The 23,547-nt window shown below is 66.0% G+C and carries 21 protein-coding genes; 4 read left to right on the top strand and 17 right to left on the bottom strand.

The features are described from left to right. Positions 1–149 precede the first annotated feature (149 nt). Positions 150–1,061, bottom strand: coding sequence for an EamA family transporter (locus tag ACSFA8_RS24015; RefSeq protein ID WP_435481987.1), 912 nt, complete (start codon positions 1,059–1,061; stop codon positions 150–152). 87 nt (positions 1,062–1,148) lie between these two features. On the opposite strand from ACSFA8_RS24015, the gene ACSFA8_RS24020 reads away from it, so the two are divergent. Beyond that, positions 1,149–1,646 (top strand): Lrp/AsnC family transcriptional regulator, encoded by a 498-nt coding sequence (locus ACSFA8_RS24020; protein ID WP_435481988.1) that lies wholly within the window; start codon positions 1,149–1,151, stop codon positions 1,644–1,646. 107 nt (positions 1,647–1,753) lie between these two features. On the opposite strand, the gene ACSFA8_RS24025 is transcribed toward ACSFA8_RS24020, so the two are convergent. The 6 genes from ACSFA8_RS24025 to scpA form a co-directional block, all read right to left on the bottom strand. After that, the gene (locus tag ACSFA8_RS24025; protein ID WP_435481989.1) at positions 1,754–2,248 is read right to left on the bottom strand and encodes a VOC family protein; all 495 of its coding nucleotides are present in this window, start codon (positions 2,246–2,248) and stop codon (positions 1,754–1,756) included. After that, entirely contained in the window at positions 2,245–3,291 is a 1,047-nt protein-coding gene (gene bioB, locus ACSFA8_RS24030) for a biotin synthase BioB (RefSeq protein WP_435481990.1), read from the bottom strand. Before bioB ends, ACSFA8_RS24025 begins: the two co-directional genes overlap by 4 nt. A 34-nt stretch (positions 3,292–3,325) precedes the next feature. Continuing rightward, positions 3,326–5,374, bottom strand: a complete 2,049-nt coding sequence (locus ACSFA8_RS24035) for an acetyl-CoA carboxylase biotin carboxylase subunit (RefSeq protein WP_435481991.1) — start codon at positions 5,372–5,374, stop codon at positions 3,326–3,328. Positions 5,375–5,391: 17 nt separating this feature from the next. After that, positions 5,392–6,924: an acyl-CoA carboxylase subunit beta gene (locus ACSFA8_RS24040; protein WP_435481992.1), complete on the bottom strand. Its 1,533-nt coding sequence runs from the start codon at positions 6,922–6,924 to the stop codon at positions 5,392–5,394. Further along, positions 6,921–7,997: a methylmalonyl Co-A mutase-associated GTPase MeaB gene (gene meaB, locus ACSFA8_RS24045; protein WP_435481993.1), complete on the bottom strand. Its 1,077-nt coding sequence runs from the start codon at positions 7,995–7,997 to the stop codon at positions 6,921–6,923. The genes ACSFA8_RS24040 and meaB overlap by 4 nt, the downstream gene beginning before the upstream one ends. Before the next feature lie 115 nt (positions 7,998–8,112). After that, positions 8,113–10,275: a methylmalonyl-CoA mutase gene (gene scpA / locus ACSFA8_RS24050; RefSeq protein ID WP_435481994.1), complete on the bottom strand. Its 2,163-nt coding sequence runs from the start codon at positions 10,273–10,275 to the stop codon at positions 8,113–8,115. A gap of 92 nt (positions 10,276–10,367) precedes the next feature. Between scpA and ACSFA8_RS24055 the strand changes: the two genes are divergently transcribed. Continuing rightward, on the top strand, positions 10,368–11,015 hold the full coding sequence (locus tag ACSFA8_RS24055) for a GntR family transcriptional regulator (RefSeq protein ID WP_435481995.1): 648 nt from the start codon (positions 10,368–10,370) through the stop codon (positions 11,013–11,015). Here the strand turns inward: ACSFA8_RS24055 and dusA are convergent. The 3 genes from dusA to ACSFA8_RS24070 are packed head-to-tail and all read right to left on the bottom strand — an operon-like array spanning position 11,012 to position 12,865. Beyond that, positions 11,012–12,007: a tRNA dihydrouridine(20/20a) synthase DusA gene (gene dusA, locus ACSFA8_RS24060; RefSeq protein WP_435481996.1), complete on the bottom strand. Its 996-nt coding sequence runs from the start codon at positions 12,005–12,007 to the stop codon at positions 11,012–11,014. The two genes, ACSFA8_RS24055 and dusA, sit on opposite strands and share 4 nt — an antisense overlap. Before the next feature lie 59 nt (positions 12,008–12,066). Further along, entirely contained in the window at positions 12,067–12,633 is a 567-nt protein-coding gene (locus tag ACSFA8_RS24065) for a hypothetical protein (protein WP_435481997.1), read from the bottom strand. 31 nt (positions 12,634–12,664) lie between these two features. Continuing rightward, the gene (locus ACSFA8_RS24070; RefSeq protein WP_435482098.1) at positions 12,665–12,865 is read right to left on the bottom strand and encodes a hypothetical protein; all 201 of its coding nucleotides are present in this window, start codon (positions 12,863–12,865) and stop codon (positions 12,665–12,667) included. 282 nt (positions 12,866–13,147) lie between these two features. Here ACSFA8_RS24070 and ACSFA8_RS24075 point away from each other — a divergent pair, with 282 nt between their 5' ends. Beyond that, positions 13,148–13,552, top strand: a complete 405-nt coding sequence (locus tag ACSFA8_RS24075) for a hypothetical protein (protein ID WP_435481998.1) — start codon at positions 13,148–13,150, stop codon at positions 13,550–13,552. A gap of 102 nt (positions 13,553–13,654) precedes the next feature. Here the strand turns inward: ACSFA8_RS24075 and ACSFA8_RS24080 are convergent, their stop codons facing one another. Together ACSFA8_RS24080 and phbB (ACSFA8_RS24085) are read right to left on the bottom strand one after the other, a co-directional pair. Continuing rightward, positions 13,655–14,998, bottom strand: coding sequence for a dicarboxylate/amino acid:cation symporter (locus tag ACSFA8_RS24080; RefSeq protein ID WP_435481999.1), 1,344 nt, complete (start codon positions 14,996–14,998; stop codon positions 13,655–13,657). Positions 14,999–15,172: 174 nt separating this feature from the next. Beyond that, positions 15,173–15,910, bottom strand: a complete 738-nt coding sequence (phbB, locus tag ACSFA8_RS24085) for an acetoacetyl-CoA reductase (RefSeq protein ID WP_435482000.1) — start codon at positions 15,908–15,910, stop codon at positions 15,173–15,175. A gap of 271 nt (positions 15,911–16,181) precedes the next feature. Here phbB (ACSFA8_RS24085) and ACSFA8_RS24090 point away from each other — a divergent pair, with 271 nt between their 5' ends. Beyond that, on the top strand, positions 16,182–17,441 hold the full coding sequence (locus ACSFA8_RS24090) for an MFS transporter (protein WP_435482001.1): 1,260 nt from the start codon (positions 16,182–16,184) through the stop codon (positions 17,439–17,441). Positions 17,442–17,462: 21 nt separating this feature from the next. On the opposite strand, the gene ACSFA8_RS24095 is transcribed toward ACSFA8_RS24090, so the two are convergent. The 5 genes from ACSFA8_RS24095 to ACSFA8_RS24115 all read right to left on the bottom strand — a co-directional run bounded on the left by ACSFA8_RS24095 (position 17,463) and on the right by ACSFA8_RS24115 (position 23,511). Beyond that, positions 17,463–18,836 carry a sigma-54-dependent transcriptional regulator gene (locus ACSFA8_RS24095; RefSeq protein WP_435482002.1) on the bottom strand — a complete coding sequence of 458 codons (1,374 nt, stop codon included), beginning with the start codon at positions 18,834–18,836 and terminating at the stop codon, positions 17,463–17,465. A gap of 18 nt (positions 18,837–18,854) precedes the next feature. Further along, the gene (locus tag ACSFA8_RS24100; RefSeq protein ID WP_435482003.1) at positions 18,855–20,624 is read right to left on the bottom strand and encodes a sensor histidine kinase; all 1,770 of its coding nucleotides are present in this window, start codon (positions 20,622–20,624) and stop codon (positions 18,855–18,857) included. A 217-nt stretch (positions 20,625–20,841) separates the two neighbouring features. After that, positions 20,842–21,522 carry a DUF6781 family protein gene (locus ACSFA8_RS24105; protein ID WP_435482004.1) on the bottom strand — a complete coding sequence of 227 codons (681 nt, stop codon included), beginning with the start codon at positions 21,520–21,522 and terminating at the stop codon, positions 20,842–20,844. Between the two features lie 10 nt (positions 21,523–21,532). Then, entirely contained in the window at positions 21,533–22,291 is a 759-nt protein-coding gene (gene phbB, locus ACSFA8_RS24110; protein WP_435482005.1) for an acetoacetyl-CoA reductase, read from the bottom strand. A gap of 35 nt (positions 22,292–22,326) precedes the next feature. Beyond that, complete coding sequence (locus tag ACSFA8_RS24115; protein ID WP_435482006.1) at positions 22,327–23,511, bottom strand: acetyl-CoA C-acetyltransferase; 1,185 nt, start codon at positions 23,509–23,511, stop codon at positions 22,327–22,329. Between the last annotated feature and the right edge of the window lie 36 nt (positions 23,512–23,547).

Below are 23,547 nucleotides of genomic sequence, written 5' to 3' on the forward strand. Positions count from 1 at the left end.
TGTTCGCGCTGAACATTCAGAGCGTGCCCTGGCCGATGGTGGTGGGTGGCCCATGCAGCGAAATAAAGGAGGAGGCCGCAGGCCGGGGGACATTCGCGGAAGGGGCCACCCGCCGCCAGCGGCCCACCACCCGGTATCACCCGTGGCACTCAGGCCCGTCGTTTCCAGAGCAGCAACAGCACGCCGGCCAGGATCACGACCACGGCACCCCACTCGAAACCGGTGACTGTTTCCCCGGCGATCAGCACGCCGAGCAGCATCGCAATCACCGGGTTGACGAGGGTGTAGCTCGAAGCCAGCGCGGCCGGTGCGCGCGCGAGCAGCACCATGTACGCGTTGAACGCGATCAGCGAGCCGAACACCACCAGGTAGAACCAGGCGGCCACCGCAAGCGGCTGCGGGGGCCAGACCAGCGTTTCGCCGGCCAGCGCGGAGAGCACCAGCAGCACCACGCCGCCACAGATCATCTCGCTGGCAAAACCCATCGCCCCAGTGGCGAGCGGCAAGCTGCGTTGGCTCAGCACGCTGCCGACCGACCAGCAGACGCAGGCCACGGCAATCGCCACCAATCCCTCGCGCGAGGCCTGGAAACCGCTGCCTTGCGTCAGCATCAATACGCCGGCGAGCCCGAGCGCGATGCCGACGGCTTCAGTCAGACGCGGCACCACGCCCCAGAACAGATTGAGCAGCGCGATCATCAACGGAATCACGGCGATGAAGGCAACCACCAGCCCCGAGCCGACCGTGACCTCCGCACTGGCTGTGCCACCCATGCCGCCACCCAGCATCAGCGCGCCGACGACGAATGCATTGCGCCACTGCAGCGCGCTTGGCCAGGCTGCACCGCGCCAGCGCATCCAGGCCGCCAGCAACACGCCGGCGAACACGAAGCGCGAGCCCATCTGCAGAAAGGGTGCGAAGCTCAGCAAGGCGTACTTGATCGCCAGATAAGTCGAGCCCCACACCACCCAGGTGGCGGCGAGACACAGAATGATGATCGGCGGCAGACGGGAACGCGCCGGACGCTGCGTGGCGGCACTGGAGGATGCGAGCGTGTTCATGAACTCGATGTTATGAAGGCGAGCACCGGTTTTCCATGGCTCTTTCATGGTTCTGGCGCCAGAATGCCTTTGATTCAAAGGAGTTTCATGGACACCACCTTGAACCCCGCGCTCGACGCGCACGACACCCGCATCCTGGCCGAACTGCAGGCCGATGCGCGCCTCACGATGGCCGAACTTGGCCGCCGCGTGCACCTGAGCCAGCCGGCCGTGACCGAGCGCGTGCGCAAGCTCGAAGCCTCGGGCGTGATCAGCGGCTACCGCGCCACCGTCGACCTGACCCGGCTGGGTTACGGCATCCGCGCCATCATCCGCGTCGGCCGGGCCGAGTACGCGCGGGTCGTCAAGCTGGTGCAGCAGACGCCCGAATGCGTCAATGCCTACAACGTGACCGGCGACGACAGCTGGGTGCTCGAGATCGCGGTGATCGACGTGGCGCACCTCGACGCCGTGGTGACGAAGTTCTGCATCCTCACCGAGACCGCGACCTCGATCATCCTGAACCCCGCGCGCGAGCACCAGCCGATGCTGCCGCCGCAGCGCGCGGACGTGAAGCCGCCGATCAGGAAGGTACTGAACGCATGAAGTGGCTCACCCCCAGGCTTCGCGCACTGCGTGTCGCTTCGCCAACCCCCTTCCGGGGGCAACACCTGTGGCCCGGCAAAGCCGGTTCCACGGTGTTCTGAATCAGATCAGGCCGAAGGCAACCGCGAACTGTTCAGAAGCGCAGCAAAAGCCTTCACTACCTCGGGCGGCGCCTGGACCATCTCGATCAGCACGCCCTCCCCCGCGATGGGGAATTCGTCATTCGCTTTCGGGTGCAGAAAGCAGATGTCGAAGCCGGCCGCGCCCTGGCGGATGCCACCCGGCGCAAAGCGCACGCCCTGCGCGGTGAGCCACTCGACCGCCCGCGGCAGGTCGTCGATCCACAGGCCGATGTGGTTGAGCGGCGTGGTGTGCACCGCGGGCTTTTTCTCGGGATCGAGCGGCTGCATCAGGTCGACCTCGACCTTGAACGGCCCGCTGCCGATGGCGCAGATGTCCTCGTCGACGTTCTCGCGCTCGCTGCGGAATGTGCCGGTCACTTCGAGCCCGAGCATGTCGACCCAGAGCTTCTGCAGGCGCAGCTTGTCGGGCCCGCCGATCGCGATCTGCTGAACGCCCAGCACCTTGAAAGGCCGCGTCATGCGCAGCGCTCCGGCCCGCTGGTTCGGCGGGCGTGCAGGCCCAGCTTGCGCAGCAGCTGCACGTCGGCTTCCACGTCGGGGTTGCCGGTCACGAGCAGCTTGTCGCCGTAGAAGATCGAATTGGCGCCGGCCATGAAACAAAGCGCCTGCACCGCCTCGCCCAGTTGCTGGCGGCCGGCCGACAGGCGCACGCGCGCGGTCGGCATCGTGATGCGGGCCACCGCGATCATGCGCACGAAGTCCAACGGGTCGATCGGCTCCGAATCGGCCAGCGGCGTGCCGGGCACGCGCACCAGGCTGTTGATCGGCACTGATTCCGGGTACGGGTCGAGGTTGGCCAGCTGCGCGATCAGCCCGGCGCGATGCACCGGCGCCTCGCCCATGCCGACGATGCCGCCGCAGCACACGCTGATGCCGGCCGCCCGCACCCGCGCGAGGGTGTCGAGCCGATCCTGGTAGGTGCGCGTGCTGACCACGTCGTCGTAGTACTCGGGGGCGGTGTCGAGGTTGTGGTTGTAGTAGTCGAGCCCCGCGGCCTTCAGCTGCGTCGCATGGTGCGACTCGAGCATGCCGAGCGTGGCGCAAGTCTGCAGGCCCAGCCCCTTGACCGCTTCGACCAGCACCGCGACCTTCTCGACATCGCGATCCTTCGGCGCGCGCCAGGCGGCACCCATGCAGAAGCGCGTGGCGCCGGCGTCCTTCGCGGCCTGCGCGGCGCGCACCACCTCGTCGACCTCCATGAGCTTTTGCGCCTGCACGCCGGTGTCGTACTCGGCCGCCTGCGGGCAATAGCCGCAGTTCTCGGGGCAGCCACCGGTCTTGACCGACAGCAGCGTGGCCAGCTCGATATCGCCCTCGGGGAAATGCGCGCGATGCACGGTCTGGGCCTCGAACAGCAGTTCGTTGAAGGGCTTGTCGAGCAGCGCCTGCACCGCCTCGACGGGCCAGCGGACTGGCGTTGCCGCAGGCGTCCTGGCGGGTCGATGCAGCGTCACCGGCACCGAAGCGGCGTCCGCGAACAAAAGATCATTTGCAATCTGCATATCAATAGTTCTTCATCGTTGGTCAGGCGCGAGCCTACACAAACTCCAAGATGATCTGGTCGACCGCGAGCGATTCGCCCTTGCCGGCCGAAATCTTGCCGACCACGCCGTCGTGCGCGGCGAACAGCACGTTCTCCATCTTCATCGCTTCGATCACTGCGAGTTTCTCGCCGGCCTGCACCTGCTGGCCCGGCTGCACGGCCACTTCGACCAGCAGGCCGGGCATCGGCGACATGAGGAACTTGCTCATGTCCGGCGGCGCCTTGTAGGGCATGAGCTTCTGCAGCCGCGCGCCGAGCGGCGACAGCACCATCGCCTCAATCTGCGTCCCGTTGTGCGATACGCGCAATGCCAGCGGATTCTTGCCGGCGCCGCGCTCGACCTGCGCGGTGAAGGGCTTGTCGTTGACGAAGCCTTCCACGCGCACGCTGCCGAGCTGCCCGTTGCTGCTGATCTGATAGCTGTTCGCGCCGACGCGGATTGCGCTGGCGCCCGAGTTGCCCTTGAAGTCGGTGACCGACACGGGCGTGTGCACATGCTCGCCACCGGCGCCCAGCGTGACCACCACGAACTGCTCGCCCACCTTGACGCCATGCCCGTTGAGCTGGCCGCTGATGCCCGAGGCGCGCGCGCGGTAGCGGCGGTGCATGTACGCGACCAGGGCGACCAGCAGGTCGGGATCGTCGTGCGGCACGTCTTCCGCACGGAAGCCCCGGCCGTAGTGCTCGGCGATGAAGCCGGTGTTGAAGTCGCCCGTGACGAACTTCGGATGCGCGAGCAGCGCCGCCTGGAACGGGATGTTGCTGCTGACGCCGCGGATCACGAAGCCGTTGAGCGCCTCGCGCATCATCGCAATGGCGTGCGCGCGGTCGCGTCCGTGCACGATGAGCTTGGCGATCATCGAGTCGTAGAACATCGGGATCTCGCCGCCGTCGTAGACGCCGGTGTCGACCCGCACGCCATAGAGGTGCTCGGTATCGGCCGAGAACATGGTTTCCTTCGGCGGCTGAAAGCGCGTGAGCCGGCCTGTCGAGGGCAGGAAGCTGCGGAACGGGTCTTCAGCATTGATGCGGCACTCGATCGCCCAGCCTTCGCGCTTCACCTCGGACTGCCGCAGCGGCAGCTTCTCGCCTGCGGCGACGCGGATCATGAGTTCGACCAGGTCGAGGCCGGTGATGCACTCGGTCACCGGATGCTCGACCTGCAGCCGCGTGTTCATCTCGAGAAAGTAGAAGCTCTGATCCTTGCCGACCACGAACTCCACGGTGCCGGCGCTCTGGTACTTCACGGCCTTGGCCAGTTGCACTGCCTGCTCGCCCATCGCGCGGCGCGTGGCCTCGCTGATGAACGGCGAAGGCGCCTCTTCGATCACCTTCTGGTGCCGGCGCTGGATCGAGCATTCGCGCTCGTTCAGGTAGATCACGTTGCCCTGCGAATCGCCCACCACCTGGATCTCGATGTGGCGCGGCTCGATCACGAATTTCTCGATGAACACGCGGTCATCGCCGAAGCTGTTGCGCGCTTCGTTGCGGCAGGCGGTGAAGCCCTCGAACGCTTCCTTGTCGTCGTGCGCCACGCGCAGGCCCTTACCGCCGCCGCCGGCCGAGGCCTTGATCATCACGGGGTAGCCGATGTCCCTGGCGATCTCGACGGCGCGCTCGGCCGTCTCGATGGCATCGTTCCAGCCCGGGATGGTGTTGACCTTGGCCTCGTTCGCCAGCTTCTTGGACGCGATCTTGTCGCCCATCGCCGCGATCGAATAGTGCTTGGGGCCGATGAAGACGATGCCCTCTTCCTCGACCTTGCGCGCGAAGGCCTCGTTCTCCGAGAGGAAGCCGTAGCCCGGGTGCACCGCCTCGGCGCCGGTCTGCTTGCAGGCCGCGATGATGCGGTCGGCCTGCAGGTAGCTCTCACGGCTCGGCGCGGCGCCGATGTGCACGGCCTCGTCGGCCAGCTCGACATGGCGCGCGTCCTTGTCGGCATCGGAATAGACGGTGACCGTGAGGATGCCCATCTTCTTCGCCGTCTTGATGACGCGGCAGGCGATCTCGCCGCGGTTGGCGATCAGGATTTTCTTGAACATGTTCTTGTTCTCCGTGCTCACAGGGGAATATTGCCGTGCTTGCGCCACGGGTTCTCGAGCTTCTTCTCGCGCAGCATCACCAGCGAGCGGCAGATGCGCTTGCGCGTCTCGCTCGGCAGGATCACATCGTCTATGTAGCCGCGCGTGCTGGCCACGTAGGGATTCGCGAAGCGCGCCTTGTACTCGGCCTCGCGCGCGGCCAGTTTTTCGGGGTCGTTCTTGTCTTCGCGGAAGATGATTTCCACTGCGCCCTTGGCGCCCATCACCGCGATCTCGGCGCGCGGCCAGGCCAGGTTGACATCCCCGCGCAGGTGCTTGGAGGCCATCACGTCGTAGGCGCCGCCATAGGCCTTGCGCGTGATCACCGTGATCTTCGGCACCGTGCACTCGGCATATGCGTAGAGCAGCTTGGCGCCGTGCTTGATGATGCCGCCGTATTCCTGCGAGGTACCGGGCATGAAGCCGGGCACGTCGACGAAAGTGATCACCGGAATGTTGAACGCATCGCAGAAGCGCACGAAGCGTGCCGCCTTGATCGACGACTTGATGTCGAGGCAACCGGCCAGCACCAGCGGCTGGTTGGCCACGATGCCGATGCTCTGCCCTTCCATGCGCGCGAAGCCGATCACGATGTTCTTCGCGTAGTCGGGCTGCAGCTCGAAGAACTCGCCGTCGTCGACCACCTTGCCGATCAGCTCCTTCATATCGTAGGGCTTGTTCGGGTTGTCGGGCACCAGCGTATCGAGCGAGAGATCGGCGCGGTCGGCCGGGTCGCCGCTCGGGCGCACCGGCGGCTTCTCGCGATTGTTGAGAGGCAGGTAGTTGTACAGGCGGCGCAGCATCATCAGCGCCTCGACATCGTTCTCGAAAGCCATGTCGGCCACGCCACTGCGGGTGGTGTGGGTCGAGGCACCGCCGAGCTCTTCGGCCGTCACGTCCTCGTGCGTCACGGTCTTCACCACCTCGGGCCCGGTGACGAACATGTAGCTGCTGTCCTTCACCATGAAGATGAAGTCGGTCATCGCGGGCGAATACACCGCGCCGCCAGCGCACGGGCCCATGATCATGCTGATCTGCGGCACCACGCCCGAGGCCATCACGTTGCGCTGGAACACCTCGGCATAGCCGCCGAGCGAGGCCACGCCCTCCTGGATGCGGGCACCGCCCGAGTCGTTGAGCCCGATCACCGGTGCGCCGACCTTCATGGCCTGGTCCATCACCTTGCAGATCTTCTCGGCGTGCGCTTCGCTCAAGGCGCCGCCGAACACGGTGAAGTCCTGGCTGAAGACGAACACCAGGCGGCCGTTGATCATGCCGTAGCCCGTCACCACGCCATCGCCGGGGATCTTCTGCTCGGCCATGCCGAAGTCCACCGAACGGTGCTCGACGAACATGTCCCACTCTTCGAAAGTGCCGTCGTCCAGCAGCAGTTCGAGCCGCTCGCGCGCCGTGAGCTTGCCCTTTTTGTGCTGCGCGTCGATGCGCTTCTGGCCACCGCCGAGACGCGCCTGGGCACGGCGCTTTTCAAGGACTTCGAGGATTTCTTTCATGGCGTTCCGTCAGGAGGTTGAATCGTGTGGGCAGCCTGCGCCGAGAGCAGGTTTCGCGCTGCGGTCGAGGCGGGCAGCTTGCCCGCCGCCACCTGGGCGATGGTTTGCGGCAGCAGTTCGCGCACCTGCGGGTGCTGGCGAAAGGCCTGCTTCAGTCCGGCATCGATGCGCTCCCACATCCAGGAGAGCGCCTGTTTTTCGCGGCGCGTGACAAGCTTGCCGTTGGCGCTTTGTAGCGCGCGGAACTCGGAAACCGAGGCCCAGAACGCATCGACGCCAGTGCCGAGCAGTGCGCTGAGCTGCATCACGCGCGGCAGCCAAAACCGCACTTCGGCTTCGGGCGAGCCGGGCGGCGCATGCGCCGCGTTCATCGCATGCGCGTGGGCCGGGTTGCCATGGTGGCCGAACAGCCGCAGGGCCGAAGTGATCTGCGCCTGCGCACGCGTCGCGGCCGCCATGTCGAGATCGGACTTGTTGATGACGACCAGGTCGGCCAGTTCCATCACACCCTTCTTGATCGCCTGCAGGTCGTCGCCGGCATTGGGCAACTGCATCAGCACGAACATGTCGGTCATGCCGGCCACCGCTGTTTCGCTCTGGCCGACGCCCACCGTTTCGACAATGACCACGTCATAGCCGGCCGCTTCGCAGACCAGCATCGCTTCGCGTGTTTTCTCGGCGACGCCACCGAGCGTGCCCGAGGACGGGCTGGGCCGGATGTAGGCGCGCTCGTGCACTGAGAGCTTTTCCATGCGCGTCTTGTCGCCGAGGATCGAGCCGCCCGACACGCTCGACGACGGGTCGATCGTGAGCACCGCGACGCGATGCCCTTTGTCGATGAGGAACAGGCCGAGCGCTTCTATGAAGGTCGATTTGCCGACACCAGGCACGCCGGAGATGCCCAGCCGGAACGAGTTGCCGGTGCGCGGCAACAGCGCCGTAAGCAGTTCGTCGGCCTGCGCGCGATGGTCGGCACGGGTGGATTCGAGCAGCGTGATGGCTTTGGCGATGGCGCGGCGCTGCACAATGGCGGTCGCGTCGAACAACGCGCGCTCCAATGCAGGCGTCGCCATCAACACACCGACTCCCTGGCGCGCCAGCGATAGTGCACGTCCACGCCTTCCCGGCCATCCCGCACCGGCTGGAACGAAAGCCGCGACCAAAGATCCTCCACGTCGGCCGTCCCGCTCAGGCCGCAACCGCCGCGCGAATCTGCTCCAGCACGTCCTTGGCGCTGGCAGGGATCGGCGTGCCCGGGCCGTAAATGCCCTTGACGCCGGCCTCGTACAGAAAGTCGTAGTCCTGTCGCGGAATCACGCCGCCGACGAACACGATGATGTCGTCTGCACCCTGCTTCTTGAGTTCCGCGATGATCGCCGGCACCAGTGTCTTGTGGCCGGCCGCGAGGGTGCTAACGCCGACCGCATGCACGTCGTTCTCGATCGCCTGGCGGGCGCACTCCTCGGGCGTCTGGAATAGCGGGCCCATGTCGACGTCGAAACCGAGGTCGGCAAACGCCGTGGCAACGACCTTCGCACCCCGGTCGTGCCCATCCTGGCCGAGCTTGGAGATCATCACGCGCGGACGGCGGCCCTGCTCTTCGGCAAAGGCGGCAATCTCGTGTTGCAGCGCTTCCCAGCCTTCGGCCGAGTCGTAGGCCGCGGCGTAGACGCCGGTGACCTTCTGCGTATCGGCGCGGTGGCGGCCATAGACCTTTTCGAGTGCGTCGCTGATCTCGCCGACCGTGGCGCGCAGGCGCACCGCGTCGATGCTGAGCGCCAGCAGATTGCCTTCACCGCTCTCGGCAGCGGCCGTCAGTGCATCGAGCGCGGCCTGGGTGGCTGCGGTGTCGCGCCTGGCGCGGATCGCCTCGAGCTTGGCGATCTGCCCATCGCGCACCTTCACGTTGTCGATCGACAGGCTGTCGATCGCGTCTTCAGTCTTGAGCTTGTACTTGTTGACGCCGACGATCACGTCGCGCCCCGAGTCGATGCGCGCCTGCTTGTCGGCCGCGGCCGCCTCGATCTTGAGCTTGGCCCAGCCGCTGTCGACCGCCTTGGTCATGCCGCCCATCGCCTCGACTTCTTCGATGATGGTCCAGGCCGCATCGGCCATGTCCTGCGTGAGCTTTTCCATCATGTAGCTGCCGGCCCAGGGGTCGATCACGCTGGTGATGTGGGTCTCCTCCTGGATGATGAGCTGCGTGTTGCGCGCGATGCGCGAGCTGAACTCTGTCGGCAGCGCAATGGCTTCGTCGAGAGCGTTGGTGTGCAGCGATTGCGTGCCGCCGAAAACCGCGGCCATCGCCTCGATGGTGGTGCGCACCACGTTGTTGTACGGATCCTGCTCGGTGAGCGACCAACCCGAGGTCTGGCAGTGCGTGCGCAGCATCAGGCTCTTGGGGTTCTTGGGATTGAAATCCTTCATGATTCGGCACCACAAGAGGCGCGCCGCGCGCATCTTGGCGACTTCGAGGTAGAAGTTCATGCCGATGGCCCAGAAGAACGAGAGCCGCCCGGCGAAGCCGTCAACGTCCAGGCCCTTGGCCAGCGCGGTCTTCACATATTCCCTGCCATCGGCCAGCGTGAAGGCCAGTTCCAGCGCCTGGTTGGCGCCGGCTTCCTGCATGTGATAGCCGCTGATGCTGATCGAATTGAACTTCGGCATCTTCTGTGCCGTGTATTCGATGATGTCGCCGATGATCCGCATGCTCGGCGCGGGCGGGAAGATGTAGGTGTTGCGGACCATGAACTCCTTGAGGATGTCGTTCTGTATGGTTCCGCTCAACTGGTCTTGCGCCACGCCCTGCTCTTCGCCCGCCACGATGTAGCCCGCCAGCACCGGCAACACGGCGCCGTTCATCGTCATCGACACCGAGACCTTGTCGAGCGGGATCTGGTCGAACAGGATCTTCATGTCCTCGACCGAGTCGATCGCCACGCCGGCCTTGCCGACGTCGCCGGTCACGCGCGGATGGTCGCTGTCGTAGCCGCGGTGGGTGGCCAGATCGAACGCAACCGACACGCCCTGCCCGCCGGCGGCCAGCGCCTTGCGATAGAACGCGTTCGACTCCTCGGCCGTCGAGAAGCCCGCGTATTGACGAATCGTCCACGGCCGCACCGCGTACATCGTGGCCTGCGGGCCGCGCAGGTAGGGCTCGAAGCCGGGCAGCGTGTCGGTGTACTTGAGGCCCTGCAGATCCGCCGCGGTGTACAGCGGCTTGACCGTGATGCCATCGGGCGTACGCCAGTTCAGCGCGTTCAGATCGCCGCCAGGCGCGGACTTGGCGGCAGCCTTGGCCCACGCGTCGAGGTCGGCCGTCTTGAAGGTGGGTTCGGGTGATGTGCTCATGTGCGCCGCCTGGATCGGATCGTCAGTAAGCTGCGAGTCTACCCGATCCATAATTATTAATTCAAACTCGATTCTTGCGGTACATTTCGCCCATGTCCGCCCTCACCCTCACCCCTCGCGCCCTTTATGAAGAGGTGGCCGAACTGCTGCGCCAGCGCATCTTCCAGCGCGAACTGGAGCCCGGCAGCTGGATCGACGAACTCAAGCTCGCCGAGGAATACGGTATCAGCCGCACGCCTCTGCGGGAAGCCCTCAAGGTGCTGGCGGCCGAGGGACTGGTGACGATGAAGGTGCGGCGCGGGGCCTACGTGACCGAGGTGTCAGAGAAGGATCTCTCGGATGTCTACCACCTGCTGAGCCTGCTCGAAAGCGATGCCGCCGGCGTGGTGGCGGAGCGCGCCAGCGCTGCGCAGCTCGACGAACTGAAGGCGCTGCATGCCGAACTCGAGGCCGCGGCCAGGCCGGGCCACGTGGACCGCGAACATTTCTTTGCGGTCAACGAACGCTTTCACATGCGATTGCTGGCCATCGCCGACAACCGCTGGCGCGACCAGATGGTGGCCGACCTGCGCAAGGTGATGAAGCTGAACCGCCACAACTCGCTGCTCAAGTCGGGCCGCATCAACGAGTCGCTGAAGGAGCACCGCGCGATCCTGGCGGCACTGGTCGAGAAGGACGCACCGACTGCCATGGCCCGCATGCGCGAGCATTTCAGGAGCGGCCTGGAGGCCGCGAACTAGGCTTCCTGCGCGACCGGCTCGTGCGCCAGCGCCATCACGGCATGTGCGTCCAGGCCCTTGAGCTTGTGGTCGCTCCATACCTGGCGCCAGCGCCGAGCGCCGGGCAATCCGTTGCGCAAGCCGAGCATGTGGCGCGCAATGTTCGACCAGGGCGTGCCGTGCTCGGCCGCCTCGCGGGCCATGTAGTCGCACATCTGCGCTTCGATGTCTTCGCGCGTGAGCTCGCGTGGCGCTTCGCCGAAGAACGCTGCGTCCCACCCGGCCAGCCACCAGGGGTTGTGGTACGCCTCGCGGCCGATCATCACGCCGTCGAGCAGGCGCAACTGGCCGTGCACCGTGTCCGCATCGGCAATACCGCCGTTGATCGAAAACCGCAACGCCGGAAAGTCGTGCTTCAGCCGGTGCACGAGCTCGTAGCGCAGCGGCGGCACTTCGCGGTTCTGCTTGGGCGACAGGCCCTTGAGCCAGGCATTGCGCGCATGCACGATGAAGGTCTTGCAACCCGCCTCGCTCACCGCGCCGACGAAGTCGCGCACGAACGCGTAGCTCTCGGTCTTGTCGATGCCGATGCGGTGCTTGACCGTGACCGGCACGCTCGCCGCGTCGACCATGGCCTTCACGCAATCGGCCACCAGTTGCGGCTCGGCCATGAGACAGGCGCCGAAGGCACCGCGCTGAACGCGCTCGCTCGGGCAACCGCAGTTGAGATTGATCTCGTCGTAGCCCCACGTCTGGCCCAGCTTTGCGCAATGCGCGAGATCGGCAGGCTCGCTGCCGCCCAGCTGCAGCGCAACCGGGTGCTCTTCGGCGTTGAAGCGCAGGTGCCGCGGCACGTCGCCATGCACCAGCGCGCCGGTCGTCACCATCTCGGTGTAGAGCAGCGCGCGGCGCGTGAGCAGGCGGTGGAAGTAGCGGCAGTGCCGGTCGGTCCAGTCCATCATCGGGGCGATGGAGACGCGGTCGGCGGCGGGCTTTGCCGGGGAATCGGGCATGGGAAGCAAAAAGGGCGAAGAGGCGCGCCCGTCGGCGACGGGCAGCCGCCTATTTTCGCCTACAGGCCGCCGAGGGAGGTGCGCAGGCCCGCATAGTCCGTGGGGCCGCTGACTTCCGGCGGATTGCCGGTGGCCGAGAGCCAGCCCGCAATGCTCGGCAGGCGCTTTTCGAAGTACAGCTGCAGCGGTGGCCAGTTGCCGTCGCCACCGTGCAGCTCGGTCAGCTCAAGCGCCTCGACCGCCAGCGAGCGCAGGCTGGTCACCATGGCGAGCGACCGGCCGTCAAGCAGCTGCAGGGTGATTTCGCGGCCTTGCGCCAGAATTTCTTCGAGGATGCGGCGGTTCACCTTGTAGTCGGCCCAACTGCGCTTGCCGCTGGCGTCGTTGAGTTTCCGAAAGGCCCAGTGCAGGTTCGACGCAAACGCCGCCGCGACCTGGGCCGCCTGCCGCTGCGCTTGGCGCGAAGCCTGTGCCTGCAGCCGCAGGCTCCAGCCGACCGCCAGCAGCACCCCGAAAACCTGAACCCACGCGGCCCATTCGCCTGCCGTGGTGGGCCGGAACCACCAGCCGACAGCTGCGAGACCGATTGCGATGGCGACCAGAGCCGTGAGTATCTTTTTTTCCATGTCGATTTTTCCCGGGCGCCGCCGCACGCGCTCAGCCGCGCGGACCGTTGGGGCCGAACATCCGGCGAATCGCGGCCACGCCCGCTACCAGCGCGTTCGCGTAGGTGGTGTACGGCTCGACAGCAGCCTCGAGCGGCAGGTAGGGCATTGACTCCTCGGCCGCCGCCGGCGCGTCGTTGTCGGCGCCTTCCATCAGCACCCAATAGAACTCGCCCTGCTCGAGCTCGTGCACGGTCAACGCAATATTTCGCAGCTGATTTGACGTGGAGTTGGACAAAACGGTGGTGAATAGATTGAAAGTAGGCCGATCCTATGCAGTCGTTTGCACAACGCCTAACCACAATTTCACGTTTAAGTCGAAATGTGACATTGCGTAAGAGAATAAACGTAAGTATTACACGAGACCGGTTATTTTCAGCAGCGCATGTGCACACCTTTTGTTGCTTCTCCTACAGCGCGTGCGATGCCGCAAGCCTAGGCTGGTGCGGTTAATCCCAGCAGAAGGAGCAGCACCATGAAGCAGTTCACACTCGACTCGCACATGCTCGCCACCTTTGGCGGCGCGTTCTACCCGACCGGCTATTCCATGGTGATGTTTCCGGATCGCGACAACGCCGAGCAGGTCGGCAAGCAACTGATCGCCAGCGACGTCAGCGCCGACGAGGTGTACCTGGTGCCTTCCGCAACAATCCTGGCCGAGATTGCGCCGACGGTCAGCCATGCCGACGACCCCCTGCCCTCCGCCGGCACCGAAGGCGCCACGGTGCGTGCCTACGCCAAGCTGGCCCGCGAAGGACACACGGGCCTGCTGGTCAAGACGCCGGACGCCAAGGTGGTCGAACGGATGATGGCGGTGGTGCGTACGGTGCCCTACTCGATGGCGCAGCGCTATCGCACGCTGGTGATCGAAGACCTTTGAGCAGGTTCGCCCGGTTCGCCCGGCTCAGGCCGCGTGGCTACCAGCACGCGGGGCCCGCGCGCGATGTGCGCCTGGCATTTTTCAAGATCGATGCCAACCTTTTCAGGTCGCCATCTTCTCGGTCTTCGCGTTGATGAGCTCCTCGGGCTCCTGCGCCTCGATCCAGGTCTCGTTGTCGAGGCCTGCGTGCAGCCGTTCCATGTCGAGCTCGTTCGTCCACTTGGCCACCACGAGCGTCGCGACGCCGTTGCCGATCAGATTGGTCAGCGCCCGGGCTTCCGACATGAAGCGGTCGATGCCGAGGATGAGCGCGAGGCCGGCCACCGGCACGTGGCCCACGGCGGACAGCGTGGCGGCCAGTACGATGAAGCCGCTGCCGGTGACGCCGGCGGCGCCCTTGGACGTGAGCAGCAGCACCGCGAGCAACGTGAGTTCCTGCGTGAAGGTCATCGGCGTATTGGTCGCCTGGGCAATGAACACGGCCGCCATCGTCAGGTAGATCGAGGTGCCGTCGAGGTTGAACGAGTAGCCGGTCGGGATCACCAGGCCGACACAGGTCTTCCTGGCGCCCAGGTTCTCCATCTTCTCCATCATGCGCGGCAGCACCGACTCGGACGACGAGGTGCCCAGCACGATCAGCAGCTCTTCCTTGATGTACTTGATGAACTTCCAGATGCTGAAGCCGTGGAAGCGCGCGATCGCGCCGAGCACCACGAAGATGAAGATCAGGCAGGTCAGGTAGAACACGCCCATCAGCTTGCCGAGCGAGAACAGCGAGCCCACGCCATATTTGCCGATCGTGAACGCCATCGCGCCGAAGGCGCCGATGGGCGCGAGCTTCATGATGTAGTTAACGATGGTGAAGAGCACATGGGAGCCCTTTTCGATCACGTCGAATATCAGCGTGCCGCGGCCGCCGAACTTGTGAAGCGCAAAGCCGAACAGCACCGCGATCAGCAGCACCTGCAGGATCTCGCCCTTGGCAAAAGCGTCGACCAGCGTGTTGGGAATGACGTGCAGCAGGAAGTCGACCGTGCCTTCCATCTTGCCGGGGCCGGTGTAGGCGGCGATCGACTTGGTGTCGATGCTGGCAGCATCGATGTTCATGCCGGCGCCGGGCTTGAGCAGGTTGACCAGAAGCAGGCCGACCACCAGCGCGATCGAGCTCACGACCTCGAAATACAGCAGCGCCAGGCCGCCGGTCTTGCCGACCTTCTTCATGTCTTCCATGCCGGCAATGCCGACCACGACGGTGCAGAAGATGATCGGCGCGATGATCATCTTGATGAGCTTGATGAAGCCGTCGCCGAGCGGCTTCATCATTTCGCCGACCGAGGGATAGAAGTAGCCGAGCAACACGCCAAGGATCACGGCGGTGATCACCTGCAAGTACAGCGATTTGTACAGTGGCGGCTTTGTCGTTGTTGGTGTTGTTGTAGCGGACATCGCGAGGTTTCCTGGAAAGTGCGTCGCGCCCGCCGAAGGGCGAGGTGTACGACCGGTGCACTGTAGGCGCCGTGGCACGCCGCGCGCATGTGGGTTTCCACAATCTCACGAGTGAAACGCCCATGAAAAAACCCGCCGAAGCGGGTCTTGTACTGACGGGAAGCTGACCCCTCTTCAGTGCATGTGCAAACCGCCGTTGACCGAGAAATCGGCACCGGTCGAGTAGCCGCCCTCGTCGGTGGCCAGCCACGAAATGATCGAAGCGATTTCGCTCGGCTTGCCCAGGCGCTTGACCGGAATGGTGGCGATGATCTTGTCGAGCACCTCCTGGCGGATCGCATTGACCATGTCGGTGCCGATATAGCCCGGGCTCACGGTGTTGACCGTCACGCCCTTGTTGGCCAGTTCCTGCGCCAGCGCCATCGTGAAGCCGTGCATGCCGGCCTTGGCAGCGGAGTAGTTGGTCTGGCCGGCCTGCCCCTTCGCGCCGTTGACCGAGCTGATGTTGATGATGCGGCCCCATCCCTTTTCGACCATGTCGCTAACCACCTGCTTGGTGACGTTGAACATGCTGTTGAGGTTGGTTTCGATCACCGCGCTCCAGTCTTCCGGAGACATCTTCAGGAACATGCGGTCGCGCGTGATGCCGGCGTTGTTGACCAGCACGTCGATGGTGCCGTGCTCGGCTTTGGATTTGGCGAATGCATCGACCGTCGAGGTCCAGTCGCCCACATTGCCGACCGACGCGAAAAACTCGTAGCCCTCGGCTTTTTGCTCGGCCAGCCACTTGGCGTGGTCACGGGTCGGGCCGCAGCCGGCGATCACCGTGAAACCGTCCTTGTGAAGCCTCTGACAGATCGCGGTACCGATGCCACCCATCCCTCCGGTGACATATGCGACTTTTTTGCTCATGAATTTTCCTTGGTTGTAGAGCCGTTCAGGCGCATGAACTGTACCGAAGAACGGCCTTCCGCCCGCTGAGGAAAACACTGACGCCAACGTGCAACCACCTGTCACAACGGCTTTCTATACTCCCCCGATACCATCGCCTCCGGCTCGTTCTGCGTGTTGCCCGGCCCTTCCGGCTTCCCACACCTGAGCGTGACCGACAAGATCACCTCCGGCCGGCCGGAGGTGCCAAGCTTCATGCAGGCGGGCATCAAGCAATGAAAATGGTTAGGCCATGGCACACCCTCCCATGAAACATGAAGCCGACTCACGCTACGCGATGTGGCGGCTCTTCGTCACGCTGCTGATCATGACGGTGGGCAGCAGCGGCATGTACGTGGTGTCGGTCATGCTGCCTGCGATACAGGCCGACTTCGGCATTGCGCGGGCCGAGGCCTCGCTCCCGTATACCCTGCTGATGATCGGCTTCGGCCTGGGCGGGGTGGTGATGGGCAAGCTGGCTGACCGCTACGGCGTGATGTGGCCGCTGCTGGCGGGCGCGGGGTGCGTGGGGCTGGGCTACATCGCGTCCAGCTTTGCCGGCAGCATCCTTGCGTTTTCGCTGGTGCAGGGCCTGCTCGTCGGGCTGGGCAGCGGCGCCGTGTTCGCGCCGCTGGTGGCCGACACCTCGCTCTGGTTCGTCAAGCGCCGCGGCATGGCGGTGGCCGTCTGCGCCAGCGGCAACTACGTCGCGGGGGCAGTGTGGCCGCCCATCGTCCAGCACTTCGTGGAGGTCGCCGGCTGGCGCGCGACCTACGTGGGCCTGGGGATCTTCTGCGGGCTCGCGATGGCGGGGCTGGCGCTCTTCATGCGCCCCCGGCCGCCGGCGGTGGTGATGGCGGCCGCCCCCGCCACCGCGGCCGGCCGCCGGGTGACGATGCCGACCCTGCGCCCATTCGGCCTGAGCCTCGGCGCGGCACAAGGCATGTTGTGCGTGGCCGGCGTGGCCTGCTGCGTGGCAATGTCGATGCCGCAGGTGCACATCGTCGCCTACTGCACCGATCTGGGCTACGGCGCGGCGCGGGGCGCGCAGATGCTGTCGCTGATGCTGGCCTGCGGCATCGCCAGCCGCCTGATCTCGGGCGCGATCTGCGACCGCATCGGCGGACTGCGCACGCTGCTGCTCGGCTCGGTGCTGCAATGCGTGGCCCTCTTCATGTTCCTGCCCTTCGACGGGCTGGTGCCGCTGTTCCTGGTGTCGGCGCTGTTCGGGCTGTTCCAGGGCGGCATCGTGCCCTCGTACGCGATTATCGTGCGCGAGCACTTCCCGCCGGCGGAAGCTGGCGCCCGCGTGGGCACCATCATCGGCTGCACCCTGCTGGGCATGGCGCTGGGCGGCTGGATGTCCGGCAAGGTGTTCGACCTGACCGGCAGCTACCACGCGGCCTTCATCAACGGCATCGCGTGGAACCTGTTGAACATGGCCATTGCGGTCACGCTGCTGGTGCGGGTGCAGCGGCGCATCGCCGGCAACGCCGTCGCGGCCGGCCGTTGAACGGGTTCAGGCCGGCCGCGCTCACTCGCTGGTCGACTTGAACTCCTCGGCCGCGATACCGAGTTTGCGCACCTTGTCGTGCAGCGTCTGCCTCGGGATGGAAAGTGCGCTGGCCGTCGCCGGCTGGTCGCCCTGGTGGCGGCGCAGTTCCTCGACGATCACGGCCCGCTCGAACGATTCGACCTGCTGCGGCAGCCCGCGCGGAAGACCGGCCAGCGCCTCGAAGTTTCCGCGGGTCTGCGTCAGGCGTTCGCCCAGCAGGCCGAGCACGAAGCGATCGGCCACGTTGCGCAATTCGCGCACGTTGCCCGGCCAGGCGTAGGCCATCAGGTCGGCCAGCTGGGCGCGGCTCGGTGCTGGTGCTGAACGTTCATAGCGGCTGGCCGCCAGCAAGGTGAAATGCTCGAACAGCAACGGGATGTCTTCACGGCGCTCGCGCAACGGCGGAAGCTCGATGAAGGCGACCCCGATCCGGTAGTACAGGTCGGCCCTGAACTTCTGCCGATCGCTCAGATCCTTGAGGTCGTCCTTGCTCGCCGCGACAACGCGGCAGTCGAACGAAATGGCCTTGTTCGAGCCGATGCGCTCCACGGTACGCTCCTGAAGGGCGCGCAAAAGCTTGATCTGCACCGCCATCGGCATGCTCTCGATTTCGTCGAGGAACAGGGTGCCGCCGTTTGCGTACTCGAACTTGCCCACCCGCATCCGGTTGGCGCTGGTGAAGGCCCCGGCCTCGTGCCCGAACAGCTCGCTCTCGGCCAGCGACTCGGGCAGGCCGCCGCAGTTGAGCGGCACGAAATGCTGTCGCCGGCGCTCGCTGTGGTCGTGCAGGCAGCGGGCGACGAGTTCCTTGCCGGTGCCGGTCTCGCCGTAGATCAGCACGTCCGCCGAGGTTTCCGCCAGCGTCATCACGGTGCGTCGAACCTGCTGCATCTGCGCGGAACGGCCGATCAGCACGGCCTGGATGCCGTGCCAGTTCTCGAGCGCATCGCGCAGCGAGCGCACCTGCAGCGTCAACCGCCGGCGCTCGATCGCATGGCGCACGATGGCGATCAGGCGCTCGGAGCTGAAGGGCTTCTCGATGAAGTCGTAGGCGCCTTCGCGCATGGCTTCCACGGCCATGGCGATGTGGCCGTGGCCGGTCACGAGGATCACGGGCAGCTCGGCATCGATGGAGCGCACCTCGCGCAGCCAGTCGGTGCCGCTGACACCCGGCAGACGCACGTCGCAGACCACGACCGTCGGTGCGCCGAAGCTGATATGGGCGCGCGCCCGTTCGACGCTCGGAAACGGTTCGACCTCGAAACCGGCCAGGGTCAGCGCCTGGGTCACGCTGAGACGGACGTCTGCGTCGTCTTCGACCAGCAGCACCCGAATGGCGGTTTTTTCGCTCACTTGTTGTTCACTCCTTATTCAATCCTGTCTCGCGGCAGCGGGCAGATCGATGACGAAGCACGCGCCGCCTTCGGGCTGGTTGGATGCACGCAGCGTACCGTCCATCGCCCGCACCAACTCGGCCGAGATCAGCAGGCCCAGGCCCAGCCCCGAGCCCGCCGGCTTGCTCGTGACGAAGGGCTCGAACAGGCGCGGCAGGATGTCGGCAGGGATTCCGGAACCAGTGTCGCTCACGGCCAGCAGCACGCGCCCATTTTGCGATCGCGCGGCGAGTCGCAGCGTGCGCCGTGGCGCCTGCTGCATGGCTTCGACAGCGTTTCTCATCAGGTTGACGAGCACGCTGCCCAGGGCCGCCTCCTCGGCCATGACGCCCAGCGTAGGAGGCTTCAGGTCGACCTCGACCGCAATGCCGTGCTCTTTCAGTGCCTCGGCGACGATGAGCTGTGCATCGGCAATGCTGCGCGCAAGCTGGATCGGCGCACGGGGTAGCTCGCTCTTGTGCGCAAAGGTCTTGAGTTGCGACGTCAGGCGCGCGAGACGATCCACCATGCCGCGGATGCGCTGCAGGTTGCCGCGCACGTCGTCAAGGCGATCGTGGTCGAGCAGGATGCCGGCGCTTTCGGACAGCGTGCGCATGGCCGTCAGCGGCTGGTTCAGCTCATGCACCACGCCCGCCGACATCTGGCCGAGCGCCGCCATCTTGCCGGCATGCACCAGCTCGCCCTGGGCCGCGCGCAGTTCCGCGGTGCGCGCGATCACGGTGGATTCGAGGCTGTCGTGCGCCGCCTGCAGCGCGGCCTGGTTGGCCAGCTTCTGCCGCTCGGCGCGGCGGCGCTGCCGCAGCGTGACGGCCACCAGCAGCAGCACCGCCATCGCCAGGGCTGCCGTGATGGCGCCATTGCGCGCCGCCACACGCAGCGGCGCCATCTCGTCGAGCACCACCAGTTGCCACGGCGCGCCCCGGAGCGAACGCGCCGAGGCGAGCTGATCGTGCCCGTCGAGCGCGACGACCTGCACGTCGCGGGCCAGGGCTTCCGTGCGGAGCCACTGCAGCGGCTGCAGGGCCGCTTCGCCATAGGGCCGGGAACGCAGCACCTCGGCGCGCTGCAGGCCGTCGAGCGGCAGCAGCGGCCGGAACTTCAGGTTCTCCCGCGTGGACAGGATCACCACGCCGCGCTGGTCGATCAGCAGCACGTCGCCCGGCAGCTTGCCCCAGGCGCGCTCGGTTTCCTCGAGGTTGACCTTGACGGCGACCACGCCGCGCGTGGGCTGGTCACGGCGCAGCGCATAGGAGAGGTAATAACCCGGCCGCCGGCTGGTGATGCCGACGCCGTAGAAGCGGCCGCGGCCCTGGCTCAACGCATCGATCACGTAGGGCCGGAACGACAGATCCTGGCCGACCGTGGTGCCGGGGCGATCCCAGTCGGACGCGGCCAGCGAGGTTCCCGCGCCATCGAGCACATAGAGCATCTCGGCGCCGGCCGCGGCGCCGACGCCGTCGAGGTAGCGGTTGACGGCATTGCGCAACCCCGCGTCGGTGGGCGCGCCGAGCAGCGCCGGAACGATCGGCGTCATCTCCAGCAGCGCGGGCAGGTAGTCGAAGCGGGCCAGGTCGGCGTCGAGTCCGGTCGCCAGCATGTCGAGCCGGTGGTCGGCCGCCTCGCGCAACCGCGCCAGCCCGGTCTGCATTGCCACCTGATGGCCGGCCAGCGCCACCAGGGCCACGAGGGCCAGCCCGCCGCACCAGCGCGGCAGGGCCCGCCAGCGGCTTGTTTTTTCAAAAGGCATGAGCCCGTTATTGCACAAGGCCGGGCGGGCCGCATCAGTGGGAGCCCGGTGGTGCGCAGGCAGGCTCAGCATTTGCTGCTCAGGCATAGCTCAGTTCACAGTCTTGCCGCGGAAGACCCGGTAAGAGAAGACGGTGTAGGCCATGATCGCCGGCACCGAGATGCACTGTCGCGGGCCTCGACCCGGAAGTCGGGATCTGGGCGTCCATCGTCGCATGTCAGCGCTTGGCGGCACCGCCCTGCTTCAATGCCTCGGACATGCCGATGAGCACGCCGCTGACCAGCGTCGAGTAGCTGTCGATCAGCGCCTGCGATGCACGCAGGCCCATCGCGCGTCCGTCGCGCATGCTCTTCTGCGCGTCTTCCATCAGACGCTCGATGGTTGCGGTGGCGCGCGCACCGGTGTCGGTGCCCTTGCCCTGCGCGGCCTTGAAAACACCGGCCCACGGCCCCTCCAGCGGCGCACCGGGGCCCGCACCGGCTGCCGTCGCCGCCTTGCGCACGGTGGCGAACAGCGCGTCTTCCATCTTCTCGATGTCGGCCACCGCCTTCTTGAGCTGCGTCTCGCGCAGGCTCACGCCCTGATCGACCAGCTGCTGCAGCGCGCGCTGGTTGGCCAGCACGGCCTGCTCCAGCGCACCGTCCATGCCGGCAAAGACCTTGCCGAGCAGGTTTTCCACGTCGGGCGCCGGCAGCGGGCTGCCCGCCGCACCGGCCGAGGCCGCCTTGGTGACCGAGCCCAGCACCTGCCGGATGTTCGCCAGCGTCAGCTCGCGGCCCTGCAGGGCCTTGAGCGTCGCTTCGTGCACCGTCTTGCGGATCGACTCGCCCTGCTTGGCCGAGGCTTCGGTGAATTTGTTGATCAGCGCGACCTGATCGATGCCGTTCTTGAGGATCATGATGGCTTGCTCATTGCATGTGCTGACCGCCGTTGATGGCGATGTTGGCACCGGTGACGAATGCCGCTTCTTCCGATGCGAGGTAGATGATCAGGCCCGCCACTTCCTCGGGCTTGCCGAGCCGGCCGACCGGGATGTGCGGCAGGATCTTGCTGTCCAGCACTTCCTTGGGGATCGCCGTGACCATCTTCGTGCCGATGTAGCCAGGCGAGATCGTGTTGACGGTAACGCCCTTCTTCGCCACCTCGAGCGCGAGTGCCTTGGTGAAACCGTGCACGCCGGCCTTGGCCGCGGAATAGTTGGTCTGGCCGAACGCGCCCTTGGAGCCGTTCACCGACGAGACATTGATGATGCGGCCCCAGCCGCGATCGACCATGCCGTCGGCGACCTGCTTGCTCATGTTGAACAGGCTGTCGAGGTTGGTGCGCAGCACGGCGTCCCAGTTGACGCGATCCATCTTCTTGAAGGTCATGTCGCGCGTGATGCCGGCGTTGTTGACCAGCACGTCGACCGGGCCCAGCTTCGCGACCACCGCGGCCACCGCCTGCGTGCACGATTCGTAGTCGGCCACGTCGCAGGGCACGGCCAGGATCTCGTAGCCGCGCCCCTTCATCTGCGCCACCCAGTCCGCATGCGTCTTGTTGCCCGGCGAGTAGGTCACCGCGAGCTTGTAGCCCGCGTCCACCATCTTGGTGGAGATCGTCTCGCCGAGGCCCCCCATGCCACCGGTGACCAGCACCACTTGCTGCTTGCCTTGTTGTTCGCTCATTGATGTGCTCCTCGTTGTGTGACAAAAAAACTGGTTCAGGCGCGTTCAACCGCTAGCGCCACGCCCATGCCGCCGCCGATGCAGAGCGACGCCAGGCCCTTGTTCGCGCCGCGGCGGCGCATCTCATGCAGCAGCGTCACCAGCACGCGGCAGCCCGAGGCCCCGATGGGGTGACCGATGGCGATGGCGCCACCGTTGACGTTGATCTTGCTGGTGTCCCAGTCCATCTCGCGGTTGACCGCGCAGGCCTGCGCCGCGAAGGCTTCGTTGATCTCCATGAGATCCAGGTCTTGCGCCTTCCAGCCGGCTTTCTTGAGGGCCAGTTGCGAGGCGGGCACTGGGCCCATGCCCATCAGCGACGGGTCGAGGCCGGCGGTCGCATAGGCGCGGATCGCGGCCAGCGGCTGCAGGCCGAGCGCAGCAGCCTTCCTGGCCGTCATCACCATCACGGCGGCAGCGCCGTCGTTCAGGCCCGAGGCGTTGCCGGCGGTCACGCCGCCGGCCTTGTCGAACGCCGGGCGCAGGCCGGCCAGGCCATCGGCATTGGTCTTGCGGTTAATAAACTCGTCTTTGTCGAAGACGATCGGGTCGCCCTTCTTCTGCGCAATGCTGAAGGGCAGGATCTCGTCGCCGAAGCGGCCGGCGTCCTGCGCCGCCGCGGCCTTCTCCTGGGAGGCCAGGGCCAGTGCGTCCTGCATGTCGCGCGTGATGCCGTACTTCTTGGCCACGTTCTCGGCCGTGATGCCCATGTGGTACTGGTTGTAGACGTCCCACAGGCCGTCCACGATCATCGTGTCCACCAGCTTCCAGTCGCCCATGCGCTGGCCGTTGCGCGAGTTCGGCAGCACGTGTGGCGCGGCGCTCATGTTCTCCTGGCCCCCGGCGATCACGATCTCGCTGTCACCCGTGGCAACCGCTTGCGCTGCAAGCATCACCGCCTTCAGGCCCGAGCCGCAGACGGCGTTGATGGTCAGGCCCGGCACGCCGATGGGCAGGCCGGCCTTGATTACGGTCTGGCGCGCCGGGTTCTGGCCCGCGCCGGCGGCCAGCACCTGGCCCATGATGACCTCGGAGACCGCATCACCCGGCACGCCGGCCCGGGCGAGCAGCCCCTTCACCACATGGGCGCCCAGGTCCACCGCCGAGGTACCGGCGAGCGCACCGCCGAACTTGCCCACCGCCGTGCGTTGGGCCGCCACAATCACGATATCGTCTGTCACGAGAGTCTCCTTGGGTTGCGAATGAAATGGCAGGCT

The organism is Variovorax nitratireducens (genome assembly GCF_051216545.1).
Taxonomy (GTDB): domain Bacteria; phylum Pseudomonadota; class Gammaproteobacteria; order Burkholderiales; family Burkholderiaceae_C; genus Variovorax.

Bases quoted from the DNA above. Each gene is read 5' to 3' on its own strand.
- dusA (WP_435481996.1), bottom strand. From the start codon at position 12,007: ATGCCCGATTCCCCGGCAAAGCCCGCCGCCGACCGCGTCTCCATCGCC.
- ACSFA8_RS24075 (WP_435481998.1), top strand. From the start codon at position 13,148: ATGAAGCAGTTCACACTCGACTCGCACATGCTCGCCACCTTTGGCGGC.
- ACSFA8_RS24020 (WP_435481988.1), top strand. From the start codon at position 1,149: ATGGACACCACCTTGAACCCCGCGCTCGACGCGCACGACACCCGCATC.
- ACSFA8_RS24040 (WP_435481992.1), bottom strand. From the start codon at position 6,924: ATGAAAGAAATCCTCGAAGTCCTTGAAAAGCGCCGTGCCCAGGCGCGT.
- phbB (WP_435482000.1), bottom strand. From the start codon at position 15,910: ATGAGCAAAAAAGTCGCATATGTCACCGGAGGGATGGGTGGCATCGGT.
- ACSFA8_RS24055 (WP_435481995.1), top strand. From the start codon at position 10,368: ATGTCCGCCCTCACCCTCACCCCTCGCGCCCTTTATGAAGAGGTGGCC.
- ACSFA8_RS24025 (WP_435481989.1), bottom strand. From the start codon at position 2,248: ATGACGCGGCCTTTCAAGGTGCTGGGCGTTCAGCAGATCGCGATCGGC.
- phbB (WP_435482005.1), bottom strand. From the start codon at position 22,291: ATGAGCGAACAACAAGGCAAGCAGCAAGTGGTGCTGGTCACCGGTGGC.
- bioB (WP_435481990.1), bottom strand. From the start codon at position 3,291: ATGCAGATTGCAAATGATCTTTTGTTCGCGGACGCCGCTTCGGTGCCG.
- ACSFA8_RS24080 (WP_435481999.1), bottom strand. From the start codon at position 14,998: ATGTCCGCTACAACAACACCAACAACGACAAAGCCGCCACTGTACAAA.
- ACSFA8_RS24035 (WP_435481991.1), bottom strand. From the start codon at position 5,374: ATGTTCAAGAAAATCCTGATCGCCAACCGCGGCGAGATCGCCTGCCGC.
- ACSFA8_RS24015 (WP_435481987.1), bottom strand. From the start codon at position 1,061: ATGAACACGCTCGCATCCTCCAGTGCCGCCACGCAGCGTCCGGCGCGT.
- ACSFA8_RS24090 (WP_435482001.1), top strand. From the start codon at position 16,182: ATGGCACACCCTCCCATGAAACATGAAGCCGACTCACGCTACGCGATG.
- ACSFA8_RS24105 (WP_435482004.1), bottom strand. From the start codon at position 21,522: ATGATCCTCAAGAACGGCATCGATCAGGTCGCGCTGATCAACAAATTC.
- scpA (WP_435481994.1), bottom strand. From the start codon at position 10,275: ATGAGCACATCACCCGAACCCACCTTCAAGACGGCCGACCTCGACGCG.
- meaB (WP_435481993.1), bottom strand. From the start codon at position 7,997: ATGGCGACGCCTGCATTGGAGCGCGCGTTGTTCGACGCGACCGCCATT.
- ACSFA8_RS24065 (WP_435481997.1), bottom strand. From the start codon at position 12,633: ATGGAAAAAAAGATACTCACGGCTCTGGTCGCCATCGCAATCGGTCTC.
- ACSFA8_RS24100 (WP_435482003.1), bottom strand. From the start codon at position 20,624: ATGCCTTTTGAAAAAACAAGCCGCTGGCGGGCCCTGCCGCGCTGGTGC.